The following is a 3,793-nucleotide window of genomic DNA, read 5'->3' as shown; positions in this document are numbered from 1 at the left end:
ATGGAAGGTGACCACGGCGAGCCGTCCGCCCGGCTTCAGAGCGCGTTCGGCCGCAAACAGGGCCTTGGCCAGTTCGCCAAGCTCGTCATTGACAAAAATGCGCAGCGCCTGGAAGACGCGCGTCGCCGGATGGATCTTGTCCTTCGGCGCCCGGCCGATATGCGTCTCGATGGCGTCGGCGAGTTCCAACGTGCGCTCGAACGGGCGCTTTTCGCGGCGCGCCTCGATCATGCGGGCAATGCGTCCGGCATGGCGCTCCTCGCCGAGGAAGCCGAAGATGCGGGCAAGATCGCCCGGCTTGAAGGAATTGACGACGTCGGCGGCGCTGAGGCCCGATTGCGCCATGCGCATGTCGAGCGGCCCGTCGGCGCGGAACGAAAACCCGCGCTCCGCCTGGTCGAGCTGCATCGAGGACACGCCGATGTCGAGCACGATCCCGTCGGCGCTCTCGACATGTTCGTCCAGCGTCGAGAACGGCGCCTGCACCAGCCGCAGCCGACCACCCGACTGCACTTCAAGATCGCGCCCGGCCGCAATGGCATCCGGATCGCGGTCGATCGCCACCACGGAGGCGCCTGTCGCCAGAATGGCCCTGGTGTAGCCGCCGGCGCCAAACGTGCCGTCGATGATGAGGTCGCCCTGCGCCGGCGCCAGTGCTTCGAGCACTTCGGCAAGGAGGACCGGAATGTGGCGGGCCGATCCGCCAACGGCGTGCCCATCTACGGCGCGAGGAAGGTCATCGCCGTGGCCTGCCGTCATTCCGGTCGCTCCCCAGGCTTCGTCCCCTGCCGAAGCTGCAAAAGCCGTGCCCGCGCCTGCGCCCCATAGGCGGCAAGCCGTCCCGGCTCCCAGATCTGAAAGAAATTGCCGCGCCCGACAAAGGCCACTTCCGCCGAGATGCCGGTGTGTTCGCGAAGGAAATCGCTCATCGTGATGCGGCCGTCCTGGTCGAGTTTCAAGAAGGTTCCGTCGCCATGGCAGAAGAACGACATATCGTCCGCCGTCTGCAGGAAGGGATCCTCGAGCGCTATGCGCTGCTCGTAGCGGTCGAGCAGGTCGAGCCCGCCGACATCCATCGCCGGCAGGTCCAGGCAGCGCAGCGCATAGAGTTCCGAATAGCCGCGCTTCTGCACGACGGCACGGAAATGCGCGGGAACGGACACCCGCCCCTTCGCATCGATCCTGCTCACCGTGTTTGACAGAAACCGGTCCATTAAACGCTACAGCCGCTTGCGCCGCCGCACCCCTCTGCATCTTGTCGCACGCGCCGCCGCAGCGCGTTCCCTGCCCCGTATCAGCCTCGTCCGCACAGGCAAAAACCGGCAAACGCGCAGCCGTCGCGGCTGCCCGATTGGCGTACGCTTTACCCTGACACGGAACGAAGGCTTTGATGTCTGGATGGGATATCATGGGGCACTATGGGCGTCAACGGGAATAGGCTTCACAAACGCGCGCGCCGCGACCAATGAGAGCAGCCGTGACGACACGTCTCGTCTTTATGGTCTATTAAGCCTAACGAAGCGTTTAGAGCCGCCTGGCCCAACTGGACGCGCCTTGCCGCGAGCCGCTGCCGGGCATAGCGTCTCGCCACATCCAGCCGGTCACCAACAGGGTCTGAAATTTGATGTCTGAAACAGCAAAGTCACGCGCTGCAGCGCTTCCTCACCTGCGACGCAGCGCGCTTGCCATGGGCGATTCCATTCCCCTGCCGCTGACCATGGCCGCCATCTTTCATGCGCCCGGCGACGCCACCGGCTTCAACCAGTACGGGCGATTCAGCAACCCGACCTGGGACGCGGTCGAGCATATGCTGGCCCATCTGGAGGACGCGCCCTGCGTCGCGTTCCCTTCCGGAATGGCGGCAATCTCGGCGGCGTTTTTTGCCGTGCTCAAGGCCGGCGACCGTATCCTGCTGCCATCGGACGGCTATCACACGACACGAGCGCTGGCCGAGCGCTTCCTCAAGCCGCTCGGCATCACCTATGATGTCAGGCCGACTTCGACCTTCCTCGATGGCGGCTTCGATGGCTATCGGCTGGCATTTGTCGAAACCCCTGCCAATCCGGGGCTGGATATCTGCGATATCGCCGCCGTTGCCGATGCTGTCCACAAAGCCGGCGCGATCCTTGTGGTCGACAACACGACCATGACCCCTTTCGGCCAACGACCGCTCGACCACGGCGCCGATATCGTCGTTGCCGCCGACACCAAGGCACCCAATGGCCATGCCGACGTGCTGTTCGGCCATGTCGCCAGTCGCAATGCCGATATCATCGCCGCCGTGACCGGCTGGCGCGAAGTTTCCGGCAGCATTCCCGGTCCGTTCGAAGCCTGGCTGGTGCACCGCGGCCTGGAGACACTGGATGTGCGCTTCGATCGCATGTGTTCCTCGGCGGAAGTCATCGCGCGGCGGCTGCAGGGCCACAAGGCAATCAGTGGCCTGCGTTATCCCGGGCTGGAAGGCGACCCTTCGCACAACCTAGCCCGCGCCCAGATGGAGCGCTTCGGCTTTCTCATCTCGTTCGAACTCGCCTCGGAAGACAAAGCCGAGGACTTCATCAACAATTGTGCCCTGATGCAGGCCGCGACATCCTTCGGCGGCGTCCACACCTCCGCCGAGCGGCGCCTGAAGCGAGGCGATGCGGTCTCCGCCGGTTTCGTCCGCCTGTCGGTCGGCTGCGAGCCGGTGGAAGAGCTCTGGAAAGCGATCGAGACGTCGCTGGACGGGATCAGCGGCTCCCGGCTCGGATGAACGGCCGGACAGGCTTGAATCAACAGGCGCGCCCCAGGGGCGCAACCTGCTGATTTCAAGAGATTTCTCTTGATATCGGGGGAGAGAAATTGCCAGCTGGCCTGTAAGCCGGGTTCTGTATGGCCCTCGTCCCTTGCGAGGCGAGAACGTGGCGGCCATTCATCTTGGGCGCATGTTGCCATGCGCCTCACGCAACCTACCCGGACGGTGAGCCGGAAACAGCCCTCGAGGGTTTCCCCTCGCACCGTCCCTATTCGGTCTTGCTCCCGGTGGGGTTTACCGTGCCGCTCCTGTTGCCAGTCGCGCGGTGGGCTCTTACCCCACCCTTTCACCCTTGCCCCGAATCCGGCAAGCCGGATCGTGGCGGTTTGCTTTCTGTGGCACTTTCCCTGGGGTCGCCCCCGCCGGCCATTAACCGGCACCGTGTTTCCATGGAGCCCGGACTTTCCTCACCCACGACCTTTCGGCGTTTGCGGGTGCGGCCGCCCAGCCAGCTGGCAGAGCGTATAAAGGGGTTCACGCCCGAAAACGCAAACGAAAAAGCTGACTTATGCGGGCGATCCAAGCGCAGCCATCTGCACCTTGACCTTGCCGCAATAGGCTGCCGACACGGGGTTCATCCGCGTTGCGGCGTGTCCGGCATTGTATTTCAGAATGGTGCCGCAGGTCGTGCCGCCACCGAGGCTCCGTGCCATGGCAAGGTATTTCATGCCGTATTTGATGTTGGTGTCGGGATCGAACAGGCCCTTGGCGGAGCCGCTATAGCCCATCATCCGAGCCGTGGCCGGCTTGATCTGCATCAGGCCGATCTCGCCGGCGCTGCCGACGATGTTGGGCCGGTAGTTGCTCTCGATCTTGATGACCGCCGAGGCGAGCGACACCGGCACGCCTTCGATCGCCGCATAGCGGGCAACGATTGCGGAATACTGGCCGCTGCTCGCCACCGCGGCCGTCGACTCCGCCGCGTTCCTGAGGCCGATCGATGCCGTTCTCGTCATGTCGACGGTCTTGCGGCCGCGCTTCGTCTGCCTTTTGGCTGTC

Annotated in this window: 4 protein-coding genes and 1 other RNA gene; 1 reads left to right on the top strand and 4 read right to left on the bottom strand. The window is 64.3% G+C overall.

All coding sequences use genetic code 11. The features are described 5' to 3' along the window. Positions 1–759, bottom strand: a 759-nt coding sequence (rsmH, locus tag EN925_RS27060; protein WP_128337052.1) for a 16S rRNA (cytosine(1402)-N(4))-methyltransferase RsmH, incomplete at its 3' end; no start/stop codon positions are given. After that, a complete protein-coding gene (gene mraZ, locus EN925_RS27055) occupies positions 756–1,214 on the bottom strand; it encodes a division/cell wall cluster transcriptional repressor MraZ (protein ID WP_013530948.1) in 459 nt (152 codons plus the stop codon). The genes mraZ and rsmH, both read right to left, overlap by 4 nt. Before the next feature lie 410 nt (positions 1,215–1,624). Here mraZ and EN925_RS27050 point away from each other — a divergent pair, with 410 nt between their 5' ends. Then, positions 1,625–2,752, top strand: a complete 1,128-nt coding sequence (locus EN925_RS27050; RefSeq protein ID WP_127385611.1) for a cystathionine gamma-lyase — start codon at positions 1,625–1,627, stop codon at positions 2,750–2,752. A gap of 88 nt (positions 2,753–2,840) precedes the next feature. Here EN925_RS27050 and rnpB read toward each other — a convergent pair. Further along, an RNA gene (rnpB, locus tag EN925_RS27045) (RNase P RNA component class A) lies at positions 2,841–3,250 on the bottom strand. A 50-nt stretch (positions 3,251–3,300) separates the two neighbouring features. Continuing rightward, positions 3,301–3,793, bottom strand: a 493-nt coding sequence (locus EN925_RS27040; protein ID WP_164894414.1) for a transglycosylase SLT domain-containing protein, incomplete at its 5' end; no start/stop codon positions are given.

Source organism: Mesorhizobium sp. M7A.F.Ca.US.006.04.2.1, from assembly GCF_004022915.1.
Classification (GTDB): domain Bacteria; phylum Pseudomonadota; class Alphaproteobacteria; order Rhizobiales; family Rhizobiaceae; genus Mesorhizobium; species Mesorhizobium ciceri.
Note: the sequence above shows the minus strand (reverse complement) of the source record. Positions and strands in the feature narration are given on the sequence as shown.

Bases quoted from the DNA above. Each gene is read 5' to 3' on its own strand.
- mraZ (WP_013530948.1), bottom strand. From the start codon at position 1,214: ATGGACCGGTTTCTGTCAAACACGGTGAGCAGGATCGATGCGAAGGGG.
- EN925_RS27050 (WP_127385611.1), top strand. From the start codon at position 1,625: ATGTCTGAAACAGCAAAGTCACGCGCTGCAGCGCTTCCTCACCTGCGA.